General features: G+C 72.2%; 23 protein-coding genes and 2 tRNA genes. 20 read left to right on the plus strand and 5 right to left on the minus strand.

Annotation, left to right across the window (positions count from 1 at the left end; genetic code table 11):
* Positions 1 to 549 precede the first annotated feature (549 nt).
* The 3 genes from ACPPVO_RS05410 to ACPPVO_RS05420 all read right to left on the minus strand — a co-directional run bounded on the left by ACPPVO_RS05410 (position 550) and on the right by ACPPVO_RS05420 (position 3956).
* Positions 550 to 1890 carry an ABC1 kinase family protein gene (locus ACPPVO_RS05410; protein ID WP_426510157.1) on the minus strand — a complete coding sequence of 447 codons (1341 nt, stop codon included), beginning with the start codon at positions 1888 to 1890 and terminating at the stop codon, positions 550 to 552.
* 211 nt (positions 1891 to 2101) lie between these two features.
* Positions 2102 to 3466 carry a hypothetical protein gene (locus ACPPVO_RS05415; RefSeq protein ID WP_426510158.1) on the minus strand — a complete coding sequence of 455 codons (1365 nt, stop codon included), beginning with the start codon at positions 3464 to 3466 and terminating at the stop codon, positions 2102 to 2104.
* Between the two features lie 334 nt (positions 3467 to 3800).
* Positions 3801 to 3956, minus strand: coding sequence for a DUF5679 domain-containing protein (locus ACPPVO_RS05420; RefSeq protein ID WP_425516560.1), 156 nt, complete (start codon positions 3954 to 3956; stop codon positions 3801 to 3803).
* 377 nt (positions 3957 to 4333) lie between these two features.
* Here ACPPVO_RS05420 and ACPPVO_RS05425 point away from each other — a divergent pair, with 377 nt between their 5' ends.
* Positions 4334 to 4858 carry a M48 metallopeptidase family protein gene (locus ACPPVO_RS05425; RefSeq protein WP_360379784.1) on the plus strand — a complete coding sequence of 175 codons (525 nt, stop codon included), beginning with the start codon at positions 4334 to 4336 and terminating at the stop codon, positions 4856 to 4858.
* Entirely contained in the window at positions 4855 to 5445 is a 591-nt protein-coding gene (locus ACPPVO_RS05430) for a hypothetical protein (RefSeq protein ID WP_426510159.1), read from the plus strand. The genes ACPPVO_RS05425 and ACPPVO_RS05430 overlap by 4 nt, the downstream gene beginning before the upstream one ends.
* 6 nt (positions 5446 to 5451) lie before the next feature.
* On the opposite strand, the gene ACPPVO_RS05435 is transcribed toward ACPPVO_RS05430, so the two are convergent.
* A complete protein-coding gene (locus ACPPVO_RS05435; protein ID WP_426510160.1) occupies positions 5452 to 6807 on the minus strand; it encodes a zinc-dependent metalloprotease in 1356 nt (451 codons plus the stop codon).
* Between the two features lie 56 nt (positions 6808 to 6863).
* Here ACPPVO_RS05435 and ACPPVO_RS05440 point away from each other — a divergent pair, with 56 nt between their 5' ends.
* The 10 genes from ACPPVO_RS05440 to ACPPVO_RS05485 all read left to right on the plus strand — a co-directional run bounded on the left by ACPPVO_RS05440 (position 6864) and on the right by ACPPVO_RS05485 (position 15352).
* On the plus strand, positions 6864 to 7898 hold the full coding sequence (locus ACPPVO_RS05440; protein ID WP_426510161.1) for a YlbL family protein: 1035 nt from the start codon (positions 6864 to 6866) through the stop codon (positions 7896 to 7898).
* Positions 7899 to 7947: 49 nt separating this feature from the next.
* Positions 7948 to 10956, plus strand: a complete 3009-nt coding sequence (locus ACPPVO_RS05445; RefSeq protein ID WP_426510162.1) for a UPF0182 family protein — start codon at positions 7948 to 7950, stop codon at positions 10954 to 10956.
* A gap of 118 nt (positions 10957 to 11074) precedes the next feature.
* A tRNA-Met gene (locus ACPPVO_RS05450) sits at positions 11075 to 11148 on the plus strand.
* Positions 11149 to 11511: 363 nt separating this feature from the next.
* The gene (locus ACPPVO_RS05455; protein ID WP_426510163.1) at positions 11512 to 12243 is read left to right on the plus strand and encodes a hypothetical protein; all 732 of its coding nucleotides are present in this window, start codon (positions 11512 to 11514) and stop codon (positions 12241 to 12243) included.
* 19 nt (positions 12244 to 12262) lie between these two features.
* Positions 12263 to 12790, plus strand: a complete 528-nt coding sequence (locus tag ACPPVO_RS05460) for a hypothetical protein (protein WP_426510164.1) — start codon at positions 12263 to 12265, stop codon at positions 12788 to 12790.
* Entirely contained in the window at positions 12756 to 13328 is a 573-nt protein-coding gene (locus ACPPVO_RS05465) for a hypothetical protein (RefSeq protein WP_426510165.1), read from the plus strand. Before ACPPVO_RS05460 ends, ACPPVO_RS05465 begins: the two co-directional genes overlap by 35 nt.
* A gap of 1 nt (position 13329) precedes the next feature.
* Positions 13330 to 13524 (plus strand): hypothetical protein, encoded by a 195-nt coding sequence (locus ACPPVO_RS05470; protein ID WP_426510166.1) that lies wholly within the window; start codon positions 13330 to 13332, stop codon positions 13522 to 13524.
* A gap of 18 nt (positions 13525 to 13542) precedes the next feature.
* Positions 13543 to 14106 (plus strand): hypothetical protein, encoded by a 564-nt coding sequence (locus ACPPVO_RS05475; protein ID WP_426510167.1) that lies wholly within the window; start codon positions 13543 to 13545, stop codon positions 14104 to 14106.
* Positions 14107 to 14166: 60 nt separating this feature from the next.
* Complete coding sequence (locus tag ACPPVO_RS05480) at positions 14167 to 14694, plus strand: RNA polymerase sigma factor (RefSeq protein ID WP_426510168.1); 528 nt, start codon at positions 14167 to 14169, stop codon at positions 14692 to 14694.
* The gene (locus ACPPVO_RS05485) at positions 14681 to 15352 is read left to right on the plus strand and encodes a hypothetical protein (protein ID WP_426510169.1); all 672 of its coding nucleotides are present in this window, start codon (positions 14681 to 14683) and stop codon (positions 15350 to 15352) included. Before ACPPVO_RS05480 ends, ACPPVO_RS05485 begins: the two co-directional genes overlap by 14 nt.
* Position 15353: 1 nt before the next feature.
* On the opposite strand, the gene ACPPVO_RS05490 is transcribed toward ACPPVO_RS05485, so the two are convergent.
* A complete protein-coding gene (locus ACPPVO_RS05490; protein ID WP_426510170.1) occupies positions 15354 to 16067 on the minus strand; it encodes a hypothetical protein in 714 nt (237 codons plus the stop codon).
* A 152-nt stretch (positions 16068 to 16219) separates the two neighbouring features.
* On the opposite strand from ACPPVO_RS05490, the gene ACPPVO_RS05495 reads away from it, so the two are divergent.
* The 8 genes from ACPPVO_RS05495 (at position 16220) to ACPPVO_RS05530 (ending at position 22530) form a co-directional block, all read left to right on the plus strand.
* Complete coding sequence (locus ACPPVO_RS05495) at positions 16220 to 17155, plus strand: hypothetical protein (RefSeq protein ID WP_426510171.1); 936 nt, start codon at positions 16220 to 16222, stop codon at positions 17153 to 17155.
* Positions 17152 to 17604 (plus strand): hypothetical protein, encoded by a 453-nt coding sequence (locus tag ACPPVO_RS05500; protein ID WP_426510172.1) that lies wholly within the window; start codon positions 17152 to 17154, stop codon positions 17602 to 17604. The genes ACPPVO_RS05495 and ACPPVO_RS05500 overlap by 4 nt, the downstream gene beginning before the upstream one ends.
* Positions 17605 to 17629: 25 nt before the next feature.
* A complete protein-coding gene (locus ACPPVO_RS05505) occupies positions 17630 to 18562 on the plus strand; it encodes a hypothetical protein (protein WP_426510173.1) in 933 nt (310 codons plus the stop codon).
* On the plus strand, positions 18559 to 19716 hold the full coding sequence (locus tag ACPPVO_RS05510) for a hypothetical protein (protein WP_426510174.1): 1158 nt from the start codon (positions 18559 to 18561) through the stop codon (positions 19714 to 19716). The genes ACPPVO_RS05505 and ACPPVO_RS05510 overlap by 4 nt, the downstream gene beginning before the upstream one ends.
* Complete coding sequence (locus ACPPVO_RS05515; RefSeq protein WP_426510175.1) at positions 19709 to 20377, plus strand: ABC transporter ATP-binding protein; 669 nt, start codon at positions 19709 to 19711, stop codon at positions 20375 to 20377. Before ACPPVO_RS05510 ends, ACPPVO_RS05515 begins: the two co-directional genes overlap by 8 nt.
* Positions 20358 to 21563 (plus strand): ABC transporter permease, encoded by a 1206-nt coding sequence (locus ACPPVO_RS05520; protein WP_426510176.1) that lies wholly within the window; start codon positions 20358 to 20360, stop codon positions 21561 to 21563. The genes ACPPVO_RS05515 and ACPPVO_RS05520 overlap by 20 nt, the downstream gene beginning before the upstream one ends.
* A gap of 46 nt (positions 21564 to 21609) precedes the next feature.
* A tRNA-Met gene (locus ACPPVO_RS05525) sits at positions 21610 to 21686 on the plus strand.
* Between the two features lie 127 nt (positions 21687 to 21813).
* Positions 21814 to 22530 carry an alpha/beta hydrolase gene (locus ACPPVO_RS05530; RefSeq protein WP_426510177.1) on the plus strand — a complete coding sequence of 239 codons (717 nt, stop codon included), beginning with the start codon at positions 21814 to 21816 and terminating at the stop codon, positions 22528 to 22530.
* Positions 22531 to 22562: the final 32 nt, after the last annotated feature.

Consider the following 22562-nt stretch of genomic DNA (forward strand, 5'->3'; position numbering starts at 1 on the left):
CGCCGGGCCTTCTTCGCGCCGGGCCTTCTTCGCGCCGGGCCTTCTTCGCGCCGGGCCTTCTTCGCGCCGGGCCTTCTTCGCGCCGGGCCTGCTTCGTGCCGGGCCTGCTTCGCGCCGGGCCTGCTTCGCGCCGGGCCTGCTTCGCGCCGGGCCTTCTTCGCGCCGGGCCTGCTTCGCGCCGGGCCTTCTTCGCGCCGGGCCTGCTTCGCGCCGGGCCTTCTTCGCGCCGGGCCTTCTTCGCGCCGGGCCTTCTTCGCGCCGGGCCTTCTTCGCGCCGGGCCTTCTTCGCGCCGGGCCTTCTTCGCGCCGGGCCTTCTTCGCGCCGGGCCTTCTTCGTGCCGGCTACTGCTGCTTGGGCCAGCCTTCTGCGCGTCCGCTGCTGCGGTTTGCGCTGGCCTTCTGCGCGTCCGCTGCTGCGGCTTGCGGCGGCCTTCTGCGCGTCCGCTACGACTGCTTGCGGCGGCCTTCTGCGCCTCCGCTACCGCTGCTTCGGCCGGCCTCTCCGCGCCGGCCTCTGCTGCTTGTACTGCGCCTTTGCTGCGCCGGCTGCTACTTCTTGCGCCGGGCCTTCTTGGCCTCCGGCTCGGCGAACCCCGGCAGCCACTCGGTCAGGATGGAGCGATAGGCGGCCTTCGCTTCCAATTGGCACAGCACGCCGATCGAGCCGAGCGTGACGCGGTGCACCAGCATGTACGACGGGGGCAGGTTGAGCTGGCGGCTCAGCGCGTACGCCGGGCTCTTGGGGTTGGCCAGCCGGGTCGCCTCCCCGCGCAGCCAGGCCCGCGTGAACTGGAACTCGTCCTCGGCCAGCGGGTCGAGCATCGGCCGGATGTAACCGAGCACCGCGGGCGCGTCGACCTTCGCGTCGCCCTTGATGAACCCCTCCTGCCGCAGGCCGTCGAGCACCGCCTCGGCGTCGCCGGCCAGGGCCAGGCGGGTCAGCCGGCCGATGATGTCGGGGTGCCCGCCGGGCAGCCGGGCGACCGCGCCGAAGTCGAGCACGCCGAGCCGGCCGTCGTCGAGCAGGCGGTAGTTGCCGGGGTGCGGGTCCGCGTGGAGCATCTCGGCCCGGGCCGGGGCGGAGAAGTGCAGCAGCGCCATGAGATGCCCGGCCCGGTTGCGCTGTTCCTCGGTACCGCTGGAGATGATCCCCGACAGCGGCGTCCCCTCCACCCACTCCGTGACGAGGACGCGGGGCGAGGAGGCGAGCACCGGGGGCACGAAAATGTCGGGATCGTCGGCGAAGGCCGCGGCGAACGCGGTCTGCGAGCGCGCCTCGAGCTCGTAGTCCAGCTCCTCGGTGACCCGCTCGCGGATCTCGGCCACGAGCGGCTTGACGTCCAGGCCGGGCTGGATCGCCTTGAAGAGCCCGGCGAAACGCGCCAGCTGGTTGAGGTCGGAGCGCAGGGCGTCGCCGGCCCCCGGGTACTGGACCTTGACGGCCACGTCCCGCCCGTCCAACCACACGGCCCGGTGCACCTGCCCGATGGACGCGGCGGCGGCCGGCTTGTCGTCGAACTCCTTGAACCTTTCGCGCCAGTCGGCCCCGAGCGACTCGGCGAGCACCTTGTGCACGCTGGCGGCGGGCAGCGGCGGGGCCGCCTCCTGGAGCTTGGTCAGGGCCGCCCGGTACGGCCCGGCGAGCTCCTCGGGCAGCGCGGCCTCGAAGACCGACAGCGCCTGCCCCATCTTCATCGCACCGCCCTTGAGCTGCCCAAGAACGCTGAACAGGTGCTCGGCGGTGCGGCGCTGCACATCGGCGGAGACGACTTCGGCGGCCATGCCTGTCACGCGCTTGCCCAGCCCGAGCGCGGCGCGCCCGGCCAGCCCGAGGGGAAGCGACGCCAGCCGTGCGGTGCGGGCCACTGCGCCCCTAGGGATCTCGGTCACAAGTCATTCTTACCCGCTCGAGCCACCCCGACGACGGCGACGGCAGTCACAGCGTGGATGTCCGCCCTTTTCGGGCCCCCGGCGTCCGCTTCGGGGCGGCCCCGAATGTGACCGAGCGGAGTTCTCTGCTCGCCCGGCCGGGGCCGCATCGGGCCGCTTTCGGGCCCGCGCTCTGCGATGGAGTGCCAGACATCCAGCGCGGTCTGCTCGCTCAAGGCACCCCCTGTCCCTTCGGGCCGGTCCGTCGTCGGCGACGGCAGTCGCAGCGCGGATGGGCGGTCCACTCCCGGCGCCGGATCTCTCCCGGCCGGGGGATCTCGACGATCGCCGCCTCGGTGCGCAGTGCGATCCCGTCCAGGTACGACAACACCTCGTCGGCCGCGAACGCCGCCCCCGCCATCGCCGTGGTCAGGCTGCACGGCTCGCCGATGCCCGGCGGGGCGGTGGCCAGCTGGGCCGCGAGCGCGGGCCAGGCCGGGTCGCGATCCTGCCGGTGCAGTTCCAGGCAGCCGCGGCACGGCGACCGGGTGGGCCGGACGAGCGGGCCGACGATGACCGTGCCGAGCCGCACCCGCACCTCCAGCCGCGGCAGCAGATGCAAGCGCACCCCGCGCCGGTCGAGCGCGTCGAGGCGCCGGTCGCCCACCCGCACCACGAAGTCGATGCCGTCCTCGCGCCCGGGCGTCACCCGCACCCAGGGCGCGTGCCGAGCGATCGCGGTGGAAGTGGCCAGGAACCGCGAGGCCGCCACGTCGTCGCGGGCCAGGCCGCCGACCGCCACATCCGCGGCCGTCGCCCGGCCCTCGACCACCGGTTCGACGTGCCCGACCCCGGCCCCGGCCAGCGCCGCGGCCAGCGGCGCCACCAGAGGCCCGTCACCGGCCACGATCACGCGTGCCGCCCGGCGCCGTCGTAACACCCCGGCCGCCGTCTGCCGCCGCGCTCCGGCCGTCCCCGACCGCGTCGCCACCGTGGGCCGCTCCGCACCGGACATCGGCCGCACTTGCGCCGCCGTGGGTCGCGCCGCCTCTGTAGGCCGCGCCGCCCCGGACACCGGCTGTAGCTCCAGCGCGGCCTCTCCCGCTGAAGTCGCCCGCCCCGTCGCCGCCTCACTCGCCCGGTCCGCCGCGGAAACCGGCCGCAGCTCCATCGAGGCGGCCGCTGTTGGCTGCGTAGTAGTCACTGGTGGCGGCTCCGCCCCAGACTCCGGCCCGCCCCGATCCGCCCCCGTCAGCCCCGCCCGCAGCCGAAGGCTGATCGCCGCCGCCTCGGTAGTGAGCCCATCCCCCTCGTCCGGCCGCAGCCCGGTCGGCAGCATCTCGTGCGCGGCCACCACCATCCCCGTGGCCCGCAGCGCCTCGACCAGGTCGAGCACCTCCGCCCCGTCCACCCCGAACGGCCGGGCCTCAGTGAACACCCGCTGCAGCGTGCGCGACCCGTCGAGCAGGTCGAGCACCCGCGCCAGCCCCGGCCGCCTCAGCTCGAGCACGACGGCGGTGGCCGGGTCGGTGCCCAGCTGGATGGTCCGCTCGTCGCGCCAGAGGCGCCGCAGCCCCGGAAGCAGCCTCGGTCGCATGCCCCAACGCTCCCACGCCCGCCGCCGGCCGACGGTGGTTGTCCACAGGACGATCCACCGCCGGCCGGCGTTATCCACAGCCGGCGGGCTGGTTATCCACAGGGAAAGGGGCAAAGGCCGCGTACCGCGCGGGGTCCACGCGAGCATCTGAAGCTTCGGTCCCTCGGCGTGGATGGCGAACCTCGCTGACTGCCGCAGGACCGATATTCCGGAAATGTCCGTCACAAAGCGCGGACCGATCCGGCCGAATGCCGGGCGGGGAGGGCACTCAGCGCGGTACGGCGCCACAAGCCAGTCCGAGGTGCGTCTGTGCGAGGCGGGCCGAGCTGCGGGCTCAGGCCTTGCCGAGGATCCGGTTGACCGTGGTGCCGCAGACCGGGCAGGCGCCCTTGGCCATCTTCATGCCGGTCTTCGAGATGGCGATCTCGCCCTCGAAGTCCCGCTTCTCCTTGCACTTGACGCAGTAGCCGTTGTAGGTCTCGGCCACGATGCCCTCCTCATCTCGGTCCGGCACGTTCCGCGCACCGGTGCTGACCAGCTAGGCCAACGTGGTGAGTGTGCCTTGTCGGACACTCGGGGAAAGTGCGGTTAGACGGGACACGCCGAGCGTAATCGGAAGATCTTCCTCTAACCGCACCGTACACACTATGCACAGCCTGGGGATAACCGTGTGGGCAACGGTGTGGGTTGCTGTGGATGAAATCGTCGCGGGTACCCGGAGCAGGCCGGACTTCCGGCGGAATCTTTCCGGCGAGTGCCCACGAATGGGTGACTTACGGACGCGCTCCCAGAGATTGGGCCTTGCGAAGGGATGGCTTCCTCCGGCTAGCGTTCCCCCGTGAGCGGGACCCGAGGGGGGCGGCCGGCATGACCCGCAAGCCGGTCATCGAGGTGCGGCGCAGTAAGCGCCGCCGTCGCACGGTGTCGGCGTACCGTGACGGCGAGCGTGTGGTGGTGCTGATTCCGGCCCAGTTCTCCCGCGCCGAGGAGCGCGAGTGGGTCGACCGGATGCTCGAGCGCCTGGCGGTGCGGGAGCAGCGAGCACGGCGGACCGATGTGGAGCTGGCCGGTCGGGCGCAGCGCCTCGCGGCCCGCTACCTGCCCGACCATCCTTCGGCCGCCCGCCCGGCGAGCGTCCGCTGGGTGCAGAACCAGAACGGGCGTTGGGGATCTTGCACGCCGGCCGACGGTACCATCCGGATCTCTCACCGGGTGCAGGAGATGCCCGACTGGGTTATCGACTACGTGCTGCTGCACGAGCTGTCACACCTGGTCATCCCGAGCCACAGCAGCGCCTTCTGGGCCCTGGTTGCCCGCTATCCGAAGTCGGAGCGCGCCCGGGGGTATCTTGAGGGGGTGTCAGCGGCCGCCGGTCTTGGGATCACCGAATGACGGTTGCCGCTGTCGTCGCGTTGCTCGTGCCGGTCGTCTGGGCTCCGCCCGGTACCGACCCCGACACCTGGCGCTCGGCCATGGCCGAGGATCTCGTCGACCTGCTGACCCCGTTGCCGCGCGTCCAGCCGGCCATCGCCGCCATCACGGCCGACCTGCCCCTGGCCGCCAAGATCGCCTGGCCGTCGACCCGGATCTACGAGATCCCGGCCCCGACCATCCGCGCCGCGCTCGCCGCCGCGGCCGCCGACGGGCACGACAAGGCGGCGGTACTGGTCGCCGACGCGCCCGACCTCCCGGCCATGCTCGTGGGCAAGCTGCTGCGCCCGCTGTCGACCCGCCACCTGGCGGTCGCCCCGGCGCACAACGGGGGCCTGCTCGGCGCGGCCGCCCGCCTGCCGCTGCTGGAATGGGTGCCCGAGCTCGACGCCGAGACCGGCGACGTGGCCACGGCGCGCCGCCCGGCCCCGGAGCCGACAATGGTCGCCTCCGCGCCGGGCTGGCACCGCCTGCGGGGCCCCGAAGACCTCCGTCGCCTGGATCTCGGGCTGGACGGCTGGGACGCGACCCGCGCGCTGCTGACCTGACCTGGTTCAGTCCTCGGGCTTGGGCTCTTCCTCGGTGCCGGTCTCGTCGTTGAAGCCGAGATCGCCGAGGTCGAGCTGGGTCCGCGCGAACATGTCCGGGTCGGCGAACGCCTCCTCGTCGGGCAGCAGGTCCGGGTGGCCCCAGAGCGCGTCGCGCCCGCTGACCCCGCGGTGCTCGGTGAGCGCGTTCCACAGCGCCGTGGCCTCGCGCAGCCGCCGCGGCCGCAGCTCCAGGCCGACCAGGGCCGCGAACGTCTGCTCGGCCGGGCCGCCGGCCGCGCGGCGGCGGCGGAAGGCCTCGGAGAGCTTCACGACGTCGGGCAGGCGGTCGCCGGCCGCGCGGTCCACCACGTGGCAGACCCAGCCCTCGACGAGCGCCAGCGCCGTCTCGAGGCGGGCCAGGGCCGCGCGCTGCTGCGGCGTGTCCTCGGGCGTGAAGATGCCCTCGAGCACCAGTTCCTGCGGGTCGTTGCCCAGCGTGGAGGGGTCGATGCGGCTCATCGCCTCCTCGATCGCCTCGCGGTCGACGTGGATGCCGGCCGCGTAGGCCTCGACGGCGGCGAAGACGTGTCCGCGCAGCCACGGGACGTGCCCGAAGAGCCGTTGGTGGGCCGCCTCGCGCAGGGCCACATAGAGACGGACCTGGTCGTCGGGGATTTCCAGCCCTTTGCCGTACTCCGCGATGTTCGCCGGCACCAGGGCCGCCGTGCCGGCCGGGCCGAGGGGCAGGCCGATGTCGCCGGCGGAGAGGACCTCGGCCGCCAGCGAGCCCAGCGCGGTGCCGAGCTGACCGCCGAGCAGCGCCCCGCCGAGCGAGGCCACCATCGAGGTCATCGGCCCCATCTGGGCGCGCATCTCCTCGGGCACCAGCTCGGTCATCGCCGAGACCATGCGGGCCGCCACGGGGTCGCAGAGCTTGCGCCAGATCGGCAGGGTCTGGTTGAGCCACTCGCCGCGGCTCCAGGCGGCCGTCGACCGGACGCCCGAGGGCAGCGAGGACTCCGGCTCGAGCCACAGGTCGGCCAGGCGCAGGGCCTCGATGACCGCGGCGCGCTCGACGGCCGTCACGGCCGGGTCACCGACGGGCTTGGCGGCGTCCGGGTCGCTCGGCTCGGCCGTCGGCAACGGGGTGCCGGGCATCGCGAAGCCGACCGGGAACTGCGACACGCCGGCCGCCGGGCCGGCCCCGGTGAGGTGGGCCTGGGCCAGCTGTCGAGCCAGATCCCAGTTGACCGGACCGCCACCGGGCGTGGCGAACAACTGCTGCAGCTGGCTCAGGAATTGCTGCATCTGGCGCGGATCGTTCGGATCCGGCACGTCGCCGCCGGACGGACCGAAGCCGAACGGGATGTCTGCTGGCATTCCACAAAGGTACTCGCTTCCAGGTGCTCCCGGCCGGGAGCGCTAGGCTCGCCGCCATGAGACGTCGTGGGCTGACCGTGCTGTTCGGCGCGCTGCTCCTGTTGGTGCTGGCTTGGCAGGCGACCGTGGTCAAGGTGCCGTACGTCGAGATGGGCCCCGGCCCGACGTACGACACGCTCGGCACAGACACGGGCAAGCCCGGCGGACACCCGATCATCAGCGTCGACGGGGCCGAGGCCACCAGGTCCAAGGGTCAGCTGCGCATGACCACCGTCTCGGTCCAGCCGGACATGACCCTGCTCGACGCCATGATCGGCTGGTGGCAGCAGGACCGGGCGGTCGTGCCGCGCGAGCTCATCTACCCGCCGGACCGCACCCAGCAGCAGGTCGACGAGGACAACGCCCGCGACTTCCAGCAGTCGCAGACGTCGGCCGAGACCGTCGCCCTGCGCGAGCTCGGCTACCCGGTCATGGTCACCGTGGCCGAGGTCAGCGCCGGCTTCCCGGCCGAGGGCAAGCTGCAGAAGGACGACGTCATCAAGTCCGTGGACGGCACCGCGGTGGACAGCCCCGACAAGCTCACCCAGCTCGTGCGGGCCAAGCCGGCCGGCACGACGCACCAGATCGAGATCGTGCGGGGCGGGCAGACGCAGACCGTCGAGGTTGCGACCAAGGCCGGCGACGACGGCAGCCCGCGCATCGGCATCCAGGCCGGCACCAGCCAGCCGCACCCCTTCAAGCTGACGATCCAGCTCGACCGCATCGGCGGCCCCTCGGCCGGCCTGATGTTCACGCTGGGCATCATCGACACGATCAAGCCCGAGGACCTCACGGGCGGCATGGTCATCGCCGGGACCGGCACGATCGACGACGCCGGCGCCGTCGGCCCGATCGGCGGCATCCCGCAGAAGCTCGTGGCCGCGAAGGCCGCCGGGGCCAAGGTGTTCCTCACGCCCGCGGCCAACTGCGGCGAGGCGATGGACAACCCGCAGGCGGGCCTGCCCTTGATCAAAGTGAACAACATCGACGACGCGCTGACCGCGCTCGACACGCTGCGAGCCGGTCGGACGCCGACGCTGTGTAGCCGATGACTACGCTGGACGAGTTTCCATACGCGAACGGGCGGAGCCGACCGTGGTAATGCGTAATCCAATGACCAGGGTGAGCCGGCGAGGGCGGGTCACGATCGCCGTCCTGGTGGTCGTCTTCCTGCTGTTCACGTTGTTCGACCGGGTGGTCGGGGCGTGGGCCGACTATCTGTGGTTCTCCGAGGTCAAGTACCCCCAGGTCTTCACCGGGGTGCTCACGACGCGGATCTGGATGTTCGCGATCTTCGGCGTGGCGGTCGGGCTCGTCATCGCCGCCAACCTCTACCTGGCCTACCGCACCCGCCCGCTGCTGCGGCCGCACTCGGCCGAGCAGCACGCGCTGGACCGCTACCGCCTGTTCCTGCTGCCGCACATGACCGGCTGGATCGTCCTGGTCGCCGGCCTGATCGGGCTGTTCTCCGGCCTCTCGGCGCAGGGCCACTGGCAGGACTGGATGCTGTTCAGCAACAGCACCCCGTTCGGCCAGACCGACCCGCAGTTCCACGTGGACCTGTCGTTCTACGTGTTCGAGTACCCGTTCTGGCGGTACCTGCTGGGCGTCGCCTTCACCGCCGTGGTCTTCTCGCTGATCGGCGGGCTCGCGCTGCACTACCTCTTCGGCGGGGTGCGCCTGCAGGGCGCCGGCGAGCGGATGACGGCCGCGGCGCGGGCCCACCTGACCACCCTCGTCGCGGTCTTCGTGCTGCTCAAGGCGGCGGCGTACTTCCTGGACCGCCGCGGCCTGCTGCTCGACAAGTTCCCCACGCAGGATCTGTACGGCGCCGGGTACACCAACATCAATGCTCTTCTGCCGGCCAAGGAGATCCTCGCGTGGATCTCCATCGTGGTCGCCATCGCCATTCTCGTGTTCTCCAACGCCTTCATGCGCAACCTGGTATGGCCCGGCCTGGCGCTCGGCCTGCTGGCGCTGTCCGCGGTGGCGGTCGGCGGCATCTACCCGGCCGCGGTGCAGTCGTTCACCGTCAAGCCGAGCCAGCTGCAGAAGGAGGCGCCGTACTTCAAGTACGCGATCGACGCCACGCGCGAGGCCTACGGCTTGAAGGACGTGCAGGTGACGCCGTACGCGGCGGACAACACCAGTCCGCCCCAGTCGCTGACCAACGGCACCGACCCGACCGTCAACAACATCCGGCTGCTCGACCCGGCCGTCGTCGGTGACACGTACACCCAGCAGCAGCAGGTCCGCGGCTTCTACGAGTTCAACCCGAAGCTGGACATCGACCGGTACTCGCTGACCGACCCCAAGACGGGGAAGTCCCGCACCCAGGACTACGTCGTGGGCGTCCGGGAGATCCGCTACGACCAGCTCCAGCAGAACAACTGGCAGAACCGGCACAGCGTCTACACGCACGGCTACGGCTTCGTCGCGGCCCCGGCCAACCAGATCGTCTGCGGGGGCCAGCCGTTCTACGTCTCCGGCTTCCTCAGCGACAACACCAAGCCCGACGACCAGGGCAGCGAGCAGTGCGCCTCGGACGAGGACCAGATCAAGGTCACCCACCCGCAGATCTACTACGGCGAGCAGATGGGCGACGTCTACGCGATCGTCGGCAAGGGCAAGACCGCCGACCGCAACGCCGAGTTCGACCGGCCGACCGGCGGCTCGGGCGACCAGGACCAGTACTCGACGTACGACGGCAGCGGCGGCGTCGACGTGAACACCTTCTGGCGCCGGCTGCTCTACGCGTCGTACTTCCGCGAGACCAACTTCCTGCTCTCCGGCGTGCTCAACGACCACTCGAAGGTGCTGTACGTCCGTGACCCGGAGACCCGGGTGCGCAACATCGCGCCGTTCCTGACGCTGGACAGCGACCCGTACCCGGCGGTCGTCGACGGCAAGATCCAGTGGATCATCGACGGGTACACCACGTCGGCGACCTACCCGTACGCGCAGAAGATCGACTGGAACACCGCGATCCAGGACTCCTCGACCGGCGGCCGGGTGTTCCCGGAGCCGCGCCAGGACGTCAACTACCTGCGCAACTCGGTCAAGGCGACGGTCGACGCGTACACCGGCGAGGTCAAGCTCTACGCGTTCGACGAGAGCGACCCGGTGCTCAAGACCTGGAACAAGGCCTTCGGCGGCAAGCTGGTCCAGCCGCGCTCGGCGATCTCGCCGAGCCTGATGGACCACCTGCGGTACCCGGAGGACCAGTTCAAGGTCCAGCGTGACCTGCTCAGCCGCTTCCACGTCACGTCGCCCGAGGGCTTCTTCTCCGGCCAGGACTTCTGGGAGGTCCCGAAGGACCCGGCGAACGCGACGGCCGACCAGCCGCCGTACTACCTCGTCGCCCAGCTGCCCGGCCAGAACGACGCCCGCTTCCAGCTCACCGCCGCGATGGCCCCGCGCAAGCGCGGCAACCTGGCCGCGCTGATGTCGGCGTCGTACGTCAACGGCCAGCCCCGCTTCGAGGTGCTGGAGCTACCGGCCAACACCGCGATCCAGGGCCCGAACCAGACCCACAGCAGCATGACGTCGATCGCGGACGCCAGACGTGAGCTGACCCAGTTCAGCTCGCAGAACTCCGACGTGTTCTACGGAAACCTGCTGTCCCTGCCGGTGGCCAACGGCATGTTGTACGTCGAGCCGATCTATCTGAAGGCGAAGAACGAAACCGCGTTCCCGCGCCTGCAGAAGGTGCTCGTCGCCTACGGCCCGAAGTACATGGCCTACGCCGACGACCTCGCATCGGGCCTGGATCAGCTCGTCAAACAGCTGACCGGCCAGGCGCCGGTGCCCCAGACCGACAACGGCAACACCGACCAGGGCACGACCGGCAAACCGGGCACCCAGGGCACGCCCCAGGTCCAGGAGGCCATAGCCGCGATGAACAAGGCGATAGCCGACCTCAAGGCGGCCCAGCAGTCGGGCGACTTCGAGGCGTACGGCAAGGCCCTCAAGGCCCTGCAGGACGCGATAGCGCGGTACGAGGAGGCCACGAAGGCGGCGGGTGCGAGCCCGTCCCCGAGCGGTTCGCCGAGCAACACCACGTCGGCGGGCGCCTCGCCGTCGCCGTCGGTCCAGCCCTCCACGGGCTGACCGGAAGTCTTCGTCACCCGGGCCGGCGGTAACGACCCCGGCCCGGGTGACACCCGACACGGTCACCCGCCCGCGATTTGGACCTCAAGACCCCCGTACGCTAATCTGAACAAGCCGACGCGGGGTGGAGCAGCTCGGTAGCTCGCTGGGCTCATAACCCAGAGGTCGCAGGTTCAAATCCTGTCCCCGCTACTCATCTGGGCGCCCCCTGGTCACGACCAGGGGGCGTTTTCCGTTTGATGAGCAGCCATTCCCGCTCGCTTTGCTCGCTCTCTCTGTGGGGGGCTTTGCCACCCCACACCCCCCATCCGCGGGTCGGGGGCGGGGGCGTGGCGGGTTGTGGCGGCGCGGGGGCGGGGGCGTGGCGGGTGGTGGGGGAGCGGAGTGCGTTCGGGCAGGCGCGGAGCTCGGTTCCTGTGTCAGGTGCGGTCCACAAGAGGCGAAGTACGCCCACACCCCCTGGGGTTGGCATCCGCGCGGGCGCGGATATAGAGAGAAAGCTATTGCTTGTACTGTCGGGCTGGCCCAGGTTGGCTACGGCGACAGGAGGCAGGGATGGCACAGCGGCTGCGGGTGCTCGCCCCGAGCGGGCAGCAGGTCGACATCGGGCTGGCCGACGGGCCGAAGGCCGGCTCCGTCGGCACGCACATCCGCTTCGCAGGTGGATCGCTCGCCCGCGGATTCCAGATCGGCCCGCGTGGATACCACAAGTTTGCCGGGACCTACGTCGTGCCGGCGTCGACCGTCGACCGCTTCATCGTGCACGGCCGCGAGGTCGTGGTCTCGCGGCAGGAGAACGGCGCCGGGGCGGTGGCCACCCTGATGGGCGACTACCACGAGCTCATGACCGTGTTCGGTGGCCCGGCGCCGCGTCGTGAGGTCGTGATCAACCTGTTCTCCGCCCTGGAGATCGAGGATCACCCGGAAGGCATGCTGGTGCGCCCGACGTCGAGCATGCTGCTCGACTCGGTGCTGGAGCAGATCGTCGTCTCGGTCGCCGGGCGGGGCACGGTCAACACGATGAGCCCGCAGCAGGCGCGGTCCGTACTCCCCGTGCACCAGGGCCAGGCCACCCGCTACGGCGAGGTGTGGCGCGGTGCGCGGCCGGGCGTGCAGAGCCCCTCGGCCCTCACCGACTACACCTACCTCATGGGTTTCCCCCGAGGATTCGGCGAGGTGCACTTCGCGCCCGGCGCCGGGGTGACCGACGATGCCCTGCTCGCCTGGCTGGACGAGGTCCAGGTCGAGTGGGCGGATGCGCCGGGCGCCGCGCCGGCCGGGAAGTGACGGCCGGGAGATGCCCGCGATGACCGCACTGCTGCTGTTGACCTGGCTGGCGATCGCGCTGCTGTTCCTGGCGCTCGGCGCGACCGTGCGCTCCCTGCGGCTGCTGCGGGCCCGGGTCGACCGGCATGCGACGGAGTTCGCCGCGACGCGGACCGCGATGCGCATCGCCGGCACCGGCACCGCCCGGATCGTGCTGGCGGCCGACTCCGGCTGCCCGCTGTGCGGGGCGGTCGCCGAACGGCTGTCGCGGCTGGCGGACCGGTTGCCGGCTCCGCTGTCGCTCATGACGTACGAGCAGGCCGACGCGTGGGCGGGCCGGATCGACACCGACCGGTTGCCCGTGGTCAGCGACCCGGTGTCGTGGCAGGAGATCGCCCATCTGTCTCCGCCGGTCCTGCTGCTGGTCGCCGCCGACGGTGAGGTGCAGCGGCTGTTCCTTCCGGTCGACGTCGCAGGTGTCGACCGGGTCCTGAACGAGTGGTCCCTAGCGATGAACCGGGGAGTGGAAGCCGATGCCGTACACGCTGGAACAGATTCCGTTCGCTGACGTCGTCCCGGCCGGCGCGCCGCGGACGCGGGCCCTCAGCGGCCTGCCGGTCACCTCGAACCGCCGGGTCGTCCTGCGCGCGCTGACGCTCGGCGCGCTGACGGTCGGCGGCGTGGTGGCCGACCTCGGCTCCCGCCTCGTGCCGGGAGGCGGTGGCGTGGCCCACGCCGAGACCGGCCCGGGCGGTCTGCTCGGCTGGGACCGCAACGACTGCCAGGACGCCTACCCGGGCGGCTACGGTGAACAGTCGGACAACGTCGGGGCCTACATCGGGTACCAGGCGGCCTGCTTCGGCGGCGACTACCGCGGCAGCACCTACTGCTCGTCGGGCTGGCACCGGTCCGGCACCGTGTACGACGCACCGGTGCACTACACCTACTCGCCGTCGTCGAGCTACTGCGGCAGCAACGGACGCTACAAGAACGCCTGGCGATGGACCACGCCGTCGAACGGCCTCTGGTGGCGCTGCTCCGACGGGCACATGACGGTGAGCGCGGGCGGCACCAGCTACACGTACTTCACGATCTGCCGGTACTGAGATGACCGACACCGCGCGGGACCGCTCCCGGGCGCGACTGTTCTGGCACCCGCGTGTACTCGCGGGGGCCGTCGTCGTCGCCGCCGCGGTGGCGGTCATCGCGCGGGCGGCCGGGCTCGCCCCCGGCTGGACCGTGCTCGCTTGCTGGCTCGCGGCCGGGGCGTCGGCCGGCTTCGCGGCCAGTGGATCCACTTGAAGCCGCAACTCCGCCTCGGTGCTGGGCTCGCCGGTCTGGCGGGGTGCACCGACTTACGCCTTCTGCGCCGGCCTGCTCGCCGGTGGGACGGCGATGTGCCTGCTCCTGCTCGTGCTGGGCGCCCTGCTGCGGGCGCCGCTGCCCGGGTGGGGCCGGGTCGCGATCGTGGCCGGGTGGTACCTCGTGCTGCTGGCGCGTGAGCTGGGCGTGCTGCGGTTCCGGTTGCCCGAGAACCGCCGGTTGGTTCCGGAGACCGTGTTCCGCCTTGGCCGGCTCATCGGTCCGTTCCAGTTCGGGCTCGAGATGGGCACCGGAGCCCGGACGTACCTGCCGACCGGCCTGCCGTACGCGCTGGCGGTCGCCGTTGCCCTCGTCGCCTCGCCGGTCGCCGCGGCCGTGGCCGGGCTGGGTTTCGGGCTGGGCCGGTCCCTGATGCTCCTGGCCAACCTCGGCTACGACAAGGAGGGCGGCTGGGACGTGCAATGGCAGGCGTACCACCGGCAGATCGCCGCCGCGCTCATCGTCGCGTTCACCGCGACGCTCGCGGTGGCGGTCCTGATTGCGGTGAACTGGATCCGTTGACCGTGTAACACGGTGGCGGGCTGGGGCGTCGTAGCAGGTGACCGGGGAGGTGCCGAAGGCGTGGACGACAGCGAGTGGGCCGGCTTCACCGCCTTCGTGCGGGCAACGCTGCCGGCACTGGGCGCGTTCGCCCGTGCGCTGACCGGCGACCGCGACGACGCGCAGGACCTGGTCCAGGACACGCTGGTCCGGCTCGCCCGGGCCTGGCGGACGGTCGAGCAGGCCAGCAACCCGCAGGCGTACGCCAAGACCACCATGGTGCGGCTGCACGTCACCGGACTGCGCCGAATCCAGCGCTGGCGACGGTGGATGCCGGTCGAGGCCGCCTCGCGCCGGGACGGCCCGGACCCGGCGATCGACCGGATCGTCGAGCGGGACGGCTTGCAGGCGGCTCTGCGCGACCTGCCGCCGTCGCAGCGGGCCGTGCTCGTGCTGACCTACTTCGACGACGACGACGACGTCACGATCGGACAGGTGCTGCGGCGCACCCCCGGCGCGATCCGGGTTCTCCGGCATCGCGCCCTCGGCCGGCTGCGGGCCGCGCTGGCATCGTCGGAAGCCGCGGAGGCGATTCGTGAACAGCTCTGACGATCTGGAGCGCCGGTTGCGCCGCGAACTCACCGCCGACCGCCAGGCGCTGCCGTTGCCGGCCGAGGCGGTAATGGCGCACGTGGAACGGGAACTGCGTCGCGGACGCATGATGCGACGCACCGGCGCGGTGCTCGGCGCGGCGGTCGCCGCCGCCGCGATCATCGTCACGATCGGTGTGCTCGCCCGGCCCGGCGGATCCATCCGGCCGCAGCCCGGTGATCCGGCGACCACCGGGATCACCGGCTCCGTGGCGTCGCCCACGGCGGCGCCGCTTGCGCTGCGCGGCGTGGCGGAGGCGCTGACCGGCGTGGCCGACGTGGACGCCGCGGCCCGGCGCGAGCCGGCGCTCAAGGTGTGGCCCAGGGAAGGTCGCCGGGCGGCGTTCGTGCGGTCGGACGGTTCGACGGCCGACGTGTGGCGGGTCGTCGTCGTCGAGGACGGCGCACAGGACCAGGGCCTGCCCGGCGTGCCGCTCGACCTTCCCGCGTCCTGGAACACGGGCGGTCAGTTCCTGCTGACCGACGACGGCTCGACGCTCTACCTCAAGGCTTGGCAGCCCGACGGCCACCGGTGGTTCGTCGCGGTCACCGGCGCGACGGAGGCGGCCCGCCTGGAGATGGCGCGGCCGATCGTGCAGCAGAACTTCACGATGTGAGTCAGGCGGACCGGGCGAGGCGGGGTACGAGCAGATCGAGGTGTTCGGTGCGCACGATGCCGCGCCGCAGCGTCGTGCGCACCAGCAGCTCGCGTCGCCACGGGCCGCTTCGCTCGCCGTCCGGGTCGGCGCTGCCGGCCAGCGCGAGCTTGCCGAACACATGGTCCAGATGGTCGCGAGCGCCCCTCGGCGTGGTCGGCACCCCGGCCCGGGTCAGGATCCCGGCGATCGTCGCGGTGCTCGGCAGCCGGGCGTCCGATCCGCCGTGCATGCGAGAGGCGCACAGCGCGACGAGGGCACGGAAGTAGGCCGTGCCCTCGTCGAGCACCGGTTCGTAGGCGACCTGCGGGCACGACACGGTGACCGGAGCGAGCTGCGGTTCCGGGCCGAACACGGTGAGGGCCGGCCGGCCGCCGCTGATCACCGTGGCGAGCTCGAACGGCACGGGCATCGCCATCCGGCCGCTGGGAACGGCGATGTGCTCCGCCGGCGCCTCCAAATTCGAAACGGTACAACTGACGTCGGAATGCAGGTTGCCGATCCGCCACATGGTCTCCTCCGCGATGATGCGCACCGCGATGGTGATGGCCGGATGCACGTGGACGTCGAAGGTGCAGTTGTTACAACGACATGATCCGAACGTGGCGGACCGGCCGGGCGGCAGATCGACGATTTCTTCCGCTCCGGTGGTCATGACTGTAAGGCCCGACTTCATGCGATTCCCCCATAGAACGCATTCGGTGGCGACGGCCTGCGATGCTGCTTTGAGCGCCGAAGCTTACGACCCCGGAATATCGGCGTCAATGGATCGGGGTCCGCTCGGAGGCGGATGGCGGGCCCTGCTCGTTTGGGCGAGGTTCATCGGTGATGAGGACCAGGTGGATCGTCGTACCGCTCGTCGCGGCCGGGCTGGCGGCGGCGGGATGCGACCACCCGCCCACCGCCGAGCCGGTCGCGCTGCGGGTCGGCCGGTTACCCGCCGGCGGGGCCCCGGCCGATCAGTTGCTCGAGTGGGCCGAACTGCTCCTGGCCGGACGGTGCATGGTGGCCAACGGCTTCCGGTTCACGGTGGACTGGACCGCACCCTCCGCCGATGACGGCGTCTCGGCCGTGCGGCCGTACGGCAGCGACGACGCCGTCGCGGCCGCGGCGAACGGGTACGGCATCACCGCGGAGATGCGGCTGGACAAGGACGACCCGAACCGCTCCTACCGTTCCGGACTGAGCCCCGAGCGCCGGCAGCGCTACGACGAGACGTTCTTCGGCGCCGGCGACGACACGACCAGCGCCGAAACCGCCGACGGCCTGCGGTACACGACCGGTCGTACCGGCTGCCTGGCCGACGCGCGCCGCGCGCTCTACGGCGACCTCGACCGCTGGGTCGCCCTCGACGTCTGGGCGTCCGACCTGGACGCGCAGATCGTGCCGGTGGTGCGAGCGGACCCGGCGTACCGGGCGGCGCTCGAGGTGTGGCGGGGGTGCCTGGCCGAGCACGGCTTCGACCTCGCCGACCCGGACGCGGCTCGCGCCGCCGCGCTGGCGCACTACCGCGCCGCGACGCCGGGCCAGGCGCAGGAATACGAACGAGCGCTCGCCGCCACCGATGCGGGCTGCTCGCAGCGCAGCGGGCTGCGAGCGACCGGCGACCGGCTGCACCAGGCGCAGCTCGCGCGCATCGCCGGCGCCCGGGCCGGCGACGCCGGGGAGTACCGCGCGATCAAGACCGAGGCGGTGCGCAAGGCACAGAGCCTGCGCGACGATCTGCGCACCGCCGGTGGACAATCCTCAGGAGGCAGCAGGTGAAACGACACAGATCGGCGGCCCTTGTCACCGCCGTCGCAACGGCGGCGACGCTTGTCGCCACGGCCCAACCCGCTCAGGCGGCCGCGGCCTACTACGAGCACTACGGCAACGCGAACTGCCAAGGCGGCTACGTATGCGCCTGGGTCTGGGAGGACTACACCGGATACGCGATCGGTTTCTACAACGACGCCTGGGACTATGCGTCCATTCCGAGCGCCTACCGGTACATCAACAACAACAGCCGTTCCTGGGAGGACCACGGCCTGAGCACGTACGGCAATGTGCGTTTCTTCGACGCGGCCGGCGGCAGCGGGCGGAACAAATGCCTCAAGAAGGGCTACAGCGTCTCCCGCCAAGCCGACATGAACGACCTCATTTCGGCGCATGTCTGGACGAGTACCTGTAGCGGATACACGCTGTTCGCCGAACAGTTCGTGGTCTGGCCGTAGGTCGACGTCGATGCATATTGGTCGGGTGGTGGGCGCGGCATGGCTCGGCGTGCTCTGCTGCGCCGCCGCCTGCTCCGCACCGCCGGGGGCGCCGGCGGCCGGCGGCCCGGCCGACCCGGGCCCCAAGGCGAGCCCGGTCGTCCAGGTTCTGTCCGAGGTGTGGTCGCTGCTGGACGGGGCGGAGGCGGCCAAGGGCAAGGCGGTCACGCGGTGCATGGAAGGCCGGGGCTTCACCGTGCATCCGGCCTCACCCGCCAAGGCGGCCACCCGGCCTGCCGCCGACGCCTACCCGTACCGCGACGGTGCGCCGACGCTGGAACAGGCCCAGCGCAACGGGTACGGGCTGCAGCGACAACCATCGGGCGAAACGCCTTCGCCGGCCCAGGCCCAGGCCTCGGCGTACGACCGGTTGCCGCAGGCCGACCGCGACCGCTACCAGGCGGCGCTCGGCACCTGGGCGCAGTACACGCTCGCCGACGGGTCGAAGCTGCGGATGCGGCGCGGCGGCTGCGACGAAGAGGTCATGACGAGCATGTACGGGGATCTCCAGCGGTACTTCCGGCTCGTCGCCGTCGCCGGGGACATGAGCAGCCGGCTGCGGTCGGCCGGCGAGGCCGACGAGCGGGTCGTCGCGGCGACGAAGCGCTGGACCTCGTGCATGGTGGCCGCCGGCTACCCGGGCCTGGAGTCCGTCGACGACGCGGAGGCGGCCGCCGTGAGCTATCACTGGCCGCACAACGCGCCGGCGCCCAGCTTCGAAGACGCCAAGCGCAACGAGATCGCGCTGGCCGTCGCCGACGCGAAGTGCTCCGAGACCTCGCAGGTGGACCGGGTGCTGCGCTCGGCGTGGACCGAGCACGCGCAGCAGTACATGCGCGAGCACGACACCGAGTTCGTCGCGCTGCGGGAGCTGCTGCAGGCCGCGGTGGTCGCCGCCCAGCGGCTGCTCGGCGCATGAGCGCGGCGGTCAACCACGGGCCGGGCCGCGCCCGGGCCTGGGCGCTGGCCGGCGTCGTCGCCTGCCTCGCGCTGGCCAGCGTGGTCGCCGTACAGTCGGCCGGCCGGGCCCGAACGCCGGCGCAGAGCGCGGCCCAGGCCGCACCGCCCGCGCCGTCGGTGGTGACCGTCGCCGTCGAGGCGGGCGAGCTGATCGACGCCGCCGCCTACGACGGCCGGTTGCAGCGGGAGTTCCAGGTCGACGTGCCGGCTCCGACCCGGGTGGCCGGTGCGGCGGCCCTGGTGGTCACCGCGACGCCGAACGTCGTCGGCGGGTCGGTGCGATCCGGCCAGGTTCTGGTCGAGGTGTCCGGGCGGCCGGTCATCGCCCTGCCCGGGGCGTTTCCGGCCTACCGCGACCTGACCGTCGGCGACACCGGGCGCGACGTGCGGCAGTTGCAGGCCGCGCTGGGCAGCCCGGTCACCGGAACATTCACGGCCAGGACGGAAGCGGACGTCGATCGCATGTACCGGCGGGCGGGCTACGGACCCGTCATGATCGATGTCCCGGCCACCGTCCCGGCCACCGTCCCGGCCACCGTCCCGGCCGCCCGGCACGTGCAGGTGCCGGCGGGCGAGCTGGCGTTCGTGCCCAGCCTGCCGGCGGAGATCGGCACGGTGCGCGTCCGGCTGGGCGGCACCGCGACCGGAACGCTGCTGTCGCTGGTGACCGGCGCCTGGCAGGTGCGCGTGCCGCTGGACGCGGACCGGCCGCCGCCCACCGAGGCGGGGGTTGCGCTGCGCCTGGGCGACGGGCCGTTCGAGGGCCGCACGGCGACGCCGGGCGGCGTCATCGAGGTACCCGGGCGCGACCCCGAGTCGCCGCCGACCCAGGCGGCCGTGCTGACGGTCAGCGGCGGTGCGGCGCCCGCCACCGCGCACGTCGGCGACGCCCAGCAGGTGATCGCGGAACGGTCGCACAGCCCGGCCGGTTCGCTGATCGTGCCGTTGTCGGCGCTGTGGACCGCGGCCGACGGGGCCGTCAACCTCACGCTGGAGTCCGGCGTCCAGGTGCCAGTGACGATCTCGGTCCGGGCCGACGGCCGATGCGCCGTGGTGCCGGTCACGCCGGGCGCGGTGCGGGCCGGCGACCGGGTGCGGGTCAGCGATGGCTGAGCCGCTGGTGGAGGCCGTGGGCGTGGCGCGAACCTTCGCCGGGCCGCCGCCGGTCACCGCACTGCGCGAGGCCAACCTGCACGTCCACGGCGGGGAACTGGTCGCGATCGTCGGGCCCTCGGGGTCCGGCAAATCCACGCTGCTCAACCTGCTCGGTCTGCTGGACACCCCGACCGCCGGCGAGCTCAGGCTGGCCGGGCGGGCCGTGCACGGACTGCCGGAGCGCACCCGCACGGCGTTGCGGGCGCGCCGGATCGGCTTCGTCTTCCAGGCCTTCCACCTGGTCGCGCACCTCGACTGCGTGCAGAACGTGATGCTGCCGATGGTGCACTCCGGGCAGTCGCGAACCGGCCGCCGGGCCCGAGCGGTGGCCGCGCTGGAGTCGGTGGGTCTGGGCCATCGGACCGCCGCGCGACCCGCCACCCTGTCCGGCGGCGAGCGGCAGCGGGTCGCCATCGCGCGGGCGATGGTGCACGAGCCGGTGCTCCTGCTCTGCGACGAGCCCACCGGCAACCTGGACCAGAACGCCACGCTGGCGATCCTCGCGCTGCTGCGGGAGACGGTCGGGCCGCAGCGCGCCGTCGTCGTGGTGACGCACGAGCAGGCGGTACGCGAGGTTGCCGACCGGACGCTGGAAGTGCGTGACGGCCGTGTCGGCTGAGCCGGGTCCGCGCCCGCGGACCGCGGTGCTGGACGTGCTGCATCAGGCGTGGCTGGCCGTGGCCGGCCGACCGCTCCGTTCGCTGCTGACCGCGGCCGGGGTCGCCCTCGGGGTGGCCGCGACCACCGCCACGCTGGGGGTCACGGCGACGGCGGCGGCCGCCATCTCCGACCGCTTCGACGCGGTTCGGGCAACGCAGGTCTCGGTCCGCTGGCCCGAGGACCTGCCACGACCCGAGGCCGGCCGGGCCGCCGGCCTGCGACGGCTGAACGGCGTCGTCGGCGCCGGCCTGCTGTGCGAGGCGACCGGCGACCGCAACCGGGTTGCCACGGTCGAAGGTACCGGCGGCGGCTCGGTCAACGTGATCGCGGCGCAGCCGGATGCGTTGGCGGCGCTGCACGTCACAATGGTCGCCGGCCGGGCGTTCGACGCCGGGCACGGCATGCGTCGTGACCCGGTGCTGCTGCTCGACACGGTCGCGGCCCGGCGGCTGCACGTCGAGGAGCCCGGTCGCATGGTCTTCCTCGACGGCCGGGCGACGCTGGTCCTGGGCGTCTTCACCGCCCCGATCGGCGACATCCGGCTCACTGCGGCGGCGGTGGTGCCGTACGAGACCTGCCTGGACGAACGCCACCACTTCGACCGGTTCGGCCCGGCGAGCGCGGTGATCAACACGCGGCTGGGCGCCGCGGACCAGGTCGCCGCCGAGGCGCGCCTGGTTCTCGCGCCCGAGGCGCCCGACCGGCTGGCCGCGCTCGTTCCGCCGGACCTCAGGACGTTTCGGCAGGGGGTGGAGCGGGACACCGCCGCGCTGTTCCTCGGCCTGTCGATCGTGTCGCTCACCATCGCGGCGCTGGGTGTGTCGAACACGACGTTCGTGGCGGTGCTGGAGCGGCGCACCGAGATCGGCCTCCGCCGGGCGGTCGGTGCATCCCGGCGGGCCGTGATGCTGCAGTTCATCGTCGAGTCCAGCATCCTGGGCGTCACGGGCGGCCTGGCCGGCACGCTGGCCGGCATCGACGTGGTGACCGGTGTGGCCCTCGCCGAGGACTGGCTGCTGGTGCTGGACATGCGGGTTCTGATCAGCGGTCCGCTGGTCGGGCTGTTGGTCGGAGCCGTCGCCGGCATGTATCCGGCGTGGGCCGCCGGCCGGGTCGAGCCGGCCGGCACCCTGCGCGGCGAGTAATCAAGTTGGGCATCCGCGCCCCGCTGCGCTAGTGTTCTCTTTGCGACGCGGGGTGGAGCAGCTCGGTAGCTCGCTGGGCTCATAACCCAGAGGCCGCAGGTTCAAATCCTGTCCCCGCTACCAAATGAAAGGCCCTCGTCATTGCGGCGGGGGCCTTTCGCAATTCCTCACCTGGGCCGGCCGCATTGATCGGACCGCCTCACCTGTTTGCGTGAGGCGTGTGCGCGGGCGTTCGCCGACGCTGTGCGGCATGACTGATGCAACGCAACCCACCATCGTGCTGGTGCACGGTGCCTTCGCCGACGCCTCCGGGTTCGCCGGGGTCATCCGGGAGCTCGAGAGCGCCGGGTACGCCGTCGTCGCCCCGCCCACGCCCCTGCGCGGGCTCGCCAGTGACGCCGCCGCGCTCGCCGCGGTCGTCGGCGCCATCGACGGGCCCGTGCTGCTGGTCGGGCACTCCTACGGCGGCGCCGTCATCACGCAGGCCTCGGCCGCGCTCGACAACGTGATCGGGCTGGTCTACCTCGCCGCGTTCGGGCTCGACGTCGACGACAGCTGCGCCGGCGTGACGCAGCCGTTCCCGCCGGCGCTGCTCGTCAAGACGTACGTCCCGACGCCCTACGAGGCCCCCGGCGCGCCGGGCGGCCCGGACCTGTACATCGGGCGCTCCGACTTCCGCGAGACCTTCTGCGCCGACGTCCCGGCCGACCTCGCCCGCGTCATGGCGGCGAGCCAGCGGCCCCTGTCCCTGGCCGCCTTCACGGAGCCGCTGACGGCGGCCGGCTGGCGGACGAAGCCGTCCTGGTACCTCGTCTCCGAGTTCGACAACGCCATCGCCCCCGACGCGGAACGGTTCATGGCCCAGCGGATGGGCGCCACGACCGAGACCATCGGCGGTTCCCACTGCGCGTTCATCGCCCGCCCGGTGGAGGTCGCCGCGTTCATCCGCAAGGCCCTCAACGGCTGAGCCACCGGCAGTTCATCGTCCGGATCTATGCT

It is taken from the genome of Dactylosporangium sp. McL0621 (assembly GCF_049995355.1).
In the GTDB taxonomy this organism is placed as follows: Bacteria; Actinomycetota; Actinomycetes; order Mycobacteriales; family Micromonosporaceae; genus Dactylosporangium.

Bases quoted from the DNA above. Each gene is read 5' to 3' on its own strand.
- ACPPVO_RS05415 (WP_426510158.1), bottom strand. From the start codon at position 3,466: ATGCGACCGAGGCTGCTTCCGGGGCTGCGGCGCCTCTGGCGCGACGAG.
- ACPPVO_RS05425 (WP_360379784.1), top strand. From the start codon at position 4,334: ATGACCCGCAAGCCGGTCATCGAGGTGCGGCGCAGTAAGCGCCGCCGT.
- ACPPVO_RS05430 (WP_426510159.1), top strand. From the start codon at position 4,855: ATGACGGTTGCCGCTGTCGTCGCGTTGCTCGTGCCGGTCGTCTGGGCT.
- ACPPVO_RS05435 (WP_426510160.1), bottom strand. From the start codon at position 6,807: ATGCCAGCAGACATCCCGTTCGGCTTCGGTCCGTCCGGCGGCGACGTG.
- ACPPVO_RS05440 (WP_426510161.1), top strand. From the start codon at position 6,864: ATGAGACGTCGTGGGCTGACCGTGCTGTTCGGCGCGCTGCTCCTGTTG.
- ACPPVO_RS05445 (WP_426510162.1), top strand. From the start codon at position 7,948: ATGCGTAATCCAATGACCAGGGTGAGCCGGCGAGGGCGGGTCACGATC.
- ACPPVO_RS05455 (WP_426510163.1), top strand. From the start codon at position 11,512: ATGGCACAGCGGCTGCGGGTGCTCGCCCCGAGCGGGCAGCAGGTCGAC.
- ACPPVO_RS05460 (WP_426510164.1), top strand. From the start codon at position 12,263: ATGACCGCACTGCTGCTGTTGACCTGGCTGGCGATCGCGCTGCTGTTC.
- ACPPVO_RS05465 (WP_426510165.1), top strand. From the start codon at position 12,756: ATGCCGTACACGCTGGAACAGATTCCGTTCGCTGACGTCGTCCCGGCC.
- ACPPVO_RS05470 (WP_426510166.1), top strand. From the start codon at position 13,330: ATGACCGACACCGCGCGGGACCGCTCCCGGGCGCGACTGTTCTGGCAC.
- ACPPVO_RS05490 (WP_426510170.1), bottom strand. From the start codon at position 16,067: ATGAAGTCGGGCCTTACAGTCATGACCACCGGAGCGGAAGAAATCGTC.
- ACPPVO_RS05495 (WP_426510171.1), top strand. From the start codon at position 16,220: ATGAGGACCAGGTGGATCGTCGTACCGCTCGTCGCGGCCGGGCTGGCG.
- ACPPVO_RS05510 (WP_426510174.1), top strand. From the start codon at position 18,559: ATGAGCGCGGCGGTCAACCACGGGCCGGGCCGCGCCCGGGCCTGGGCG.
- ACPPVO_RS05515 (WP_426510175.1), top strand. From the start codon at position 19,709: ATGGCTGAGCCGCTGGTGGAGGCCGTGGGCGTGGCGCGAACCTTCGCC.
- ACPPVO_RS05530 (WP_426510177.1), top strand. From the start codon at position 21,814: ATGACTGATGCAACGCAACCCACCATCGTGCTGGTGCACGGTGCCTTC.